Genomic DNA, 2,691 nt, shown 5'->3' on the forward strand with positions numbered 1-2,691 from the left:
TTTTTTTGCCAGCTTCCAGGACCGCGTGGCCGAGTCGTTCCAGGTCTATGCCAATGTGCGCAACGTGCGTTTCAACGAGATGGAATATTCGGTGCCTGCCGAACATGGCCCGGCGTGCCTGCGGGAAATCCTCAAGCTGATCACCGACAAGGACCTGCGCACCTGGTTTCCTATCGAGTATCGCTACGTCAAGGCCGATGACATCCCTTTGAGCATGTTCGAAGGCCGCGACAGCTGTTCGATTTCGGTCCATCAGCATTACGCCATGGACCATCACAACTTCTTTGCCGCCGTGGAGCCGATTTTCTGGAAGTACGCCGGCCGCCCGCACTGGGGCAAATTGCACACCCTTAACGCGCGCACCTTGCAGCCGCTGTACCCGCGCTGGGACGAATTCACCCGCGTGCGCCGCGAGCTGGACCCGAGCGGCAAGTTCCTCAATGCGCACCTGCAATCCATCCTGGGAGTGGCCTGATGAAACGCCGACATTTTGTGCTGGGCGCCGCAGTGGCGGCAGTGGCGGGTGGCTGGTGGCTGCGCCCCAGTGATCGCGGCGGCCCGTACAGCGAGTATTTTCGCAGTCTTAATGATGAACTCAAAGCCCATGGACCGATGCGCCCGGTGATGCTGATCGACCTGGACCGCCTTGATCACAATATCGACGTGGTGATGCAGTCGGTGCAGCGTGGTGGCAAGCATTTGCGCCTGGTGGAGAAGTCGCTGCCGTCGCCGGGGTTACTGGCGTATATCGCCAAGCGCGCGGGCACTGCGCGGCTGATGTCGTTTCATCAACCGTTTCTGAACCACGATGCGCAGGTGTTTCCCGAGGCTGACATCCTCATGGGCAAGCCGTTGCCGGTGCGCTCGGCCGAGCTGTTTTATCAAACCCATAAAGGTCCGTTTGACCCGGCCAGGCAATTGCAGTGGCTACTGGACACGCCAGAGCGGTTGCAGCACTACTTGGCGTTGGCGCAAGGGTTGGGCACGCGGTTGCGGGTGAACATCGAGCTGGATGTGGGGCTGCATCGCGGCGGCATTAGCGATAACGCGGTGCTGGGGCGGATGCTCACGCTGATCAGCGCCAACCCGCAGCACTTGGAGTTTGCCGGATTTATGGGCTACGACCCGTTTGTGGGCATGGGCGTGCCGGGTATTCTCGGTTCGCCCCAGGCGCTGTTTGAGCAGGTGATGCAGCGCTACAACGGCCATGTTGATTTCACCCGTCAGCAGTTTGCCGGGTTATGGCGTGAGGGGCTGACGTTGAACACGGCTGGCAGCCCCAGCTATCGGATTCACGAGCAGGAAACACTCAGTACCGAGGTGTCGGTGGGTACCGCGTTGCTCAAGCCCACGCATTACGATTTGCCGTCGTTGAGCGAGCATGTGCCGGCAGCGTTTATCGCCACGCCAGTGTTGAAAAGCACCGGGTCGGTGGAGATTCCGGCGCTGGATGGCAAGTCGCGGGTGTTTTCGTGGTGGGATCCGAATCAGCGCGAGACGTTCTTTATTTATGGCGGTAACTGGATGGCGCAATTCGAGTCGCCGCAGGGGCTGCAAAGCAATGAGCTGTTTGGGCGCAGTTCTAACCAGGAGATGGTCAACGGCTCGCCGGCGGTGGGATTGAATATTGAGGATCAAGTGTTTTTGCGCCCGACCCAGAGTGAGTTTGTGTTGTTGCAGTTTGGGGATTTGCTGGGGGTGCGGGACGGGAAAATCGTCGAGACCTGGCCCGTTTATGCCTGACGCAAAGCGCTCGAAATGTGGGAGTGTGATTGTGGGGCTGGCTTGTGTGGGAGCTGGCTTGCCTGCGATGCAGACGCCTCGGTCTCAAGGTTAGACCGCGGTGATGCTATCGCAGGCAAGCCAGCTCCCACACAATCACACTCCCACACACGTCAGTGTTCCTGTTTCAAGTCGGGTTTTTACAGGGCAAAGGGAATGGTGAGCTTGGCCCACAACATATCGCCTTCCGGCCGGTTCTTCACATCGAACTCTTTAGCCCAGCGCACCTCTGCACTGGCGTATTTCAAGAAGGTGAAATACACCGCCGGGCCAATGGCAAACACTTATCCCTTGACCCCATCATTCACTTCATCACCATAGATGTTTACCACCGTGCGCCCGTACTGCTTATCGTCGGTGGTCTGCTTGAGGTAATAGCCGTTGACCCCCAGGCTCAGGTTGTCGGTCACCTTGTAGCTGGCCGAGTAGTCGAAATGGAAAATCTGGCCGGAGCGGTAGTCGGTGTCGTGGTTTTCTTCGTTGAAGCTGTAGGTGGTCTTGATCGACAGTTCGGTGCGTTCATTGGGCATCCAGGTCGCCGAGACCAGCGGCTTGTAGGTGTAGAAGTTGTTGCTGGTGTTGGCCAGGCGCGTGGCGTCGTATTCGCCGGTGGGCAGGGTGATTTCCACGGCGGCGGCCATGGTCAGGTTTTTGCCCATGTCCCACAGGATGATCGGCGCCAGGGTGGTGTCGCCCATGCTTTCGCGGGTGTCGGACATACCGAACAGCGACACCTGTTGCTTGATATACGGCTGGGCGATGTAGCCGCCCAGGCGCCCGCCGAACACACGCACGGGGCTCAGGTAGTCCAGGCGTGGGATGATCGCGTCGGACTTGATCCGCACTTGCGAGACCTTGCCGCCGAGGGAGCTGATGTCCAGTTTGCGTGCCTGGTAGTGGTTGTAATAC

At 59.0% G+C, this 2,691-nt stretch carries 2 protein-coding genes and 1 pseudogene; 2 read left to right on the forward strand and 1 reads right to left on the reverse strand.

Annotated elements, in window-relative coordinates:
* Together FEM54_RS30025 and FEM54_RS30030 are read left to right on the forward strand one after the other, a co-directional pair.
* On the forward strand, nucleotides 1-475 hold a 475-nt coding region (locus FEM54_RS30025), incomplete at its 5' end, for a D-arabinono-1,4-lactone oxidase (RefSeq protein ID WP_276614914.1).
* Between the two features lie 59 nt (nucleotides 476-534).
* The gene (locus tag FEM54_RS30030; protein WP_170040239.1) at nucleotides 535-1,743 is read left to right on the forward strand and encodes a DSD1 family PLP-dependent enzyme; all 1,209 of its coding nucleotides are present in this window, start codon (nucleotides 535-537) and stop codon (nucleotides 1,741-1,743) included.
* 179 nt (nucleotides 1,744-1,922) lie between these two features.
* On the opposite strand, the pseudogene FEM54_RS30035 reads toward FEM54_RS30030, so the two are convergent.
* Nucleotides 1,923-2,691: pseudogene (locus tag FEM54_RS30035) on the reverse strand (SphA family protein); the annotation flags it as partial.

This window comes from Pseudomonas edaphica (genome assembly GCF_005863185.1).
In the GTDB taxonomy this organism is placed as follows: Bacteria; Pseudomonadota; Gammaproteobacteria; order Pseudomonadales; family Pseudomonadaceae; genus Aquipseudomonas; species Aquipseudomonas edaphica.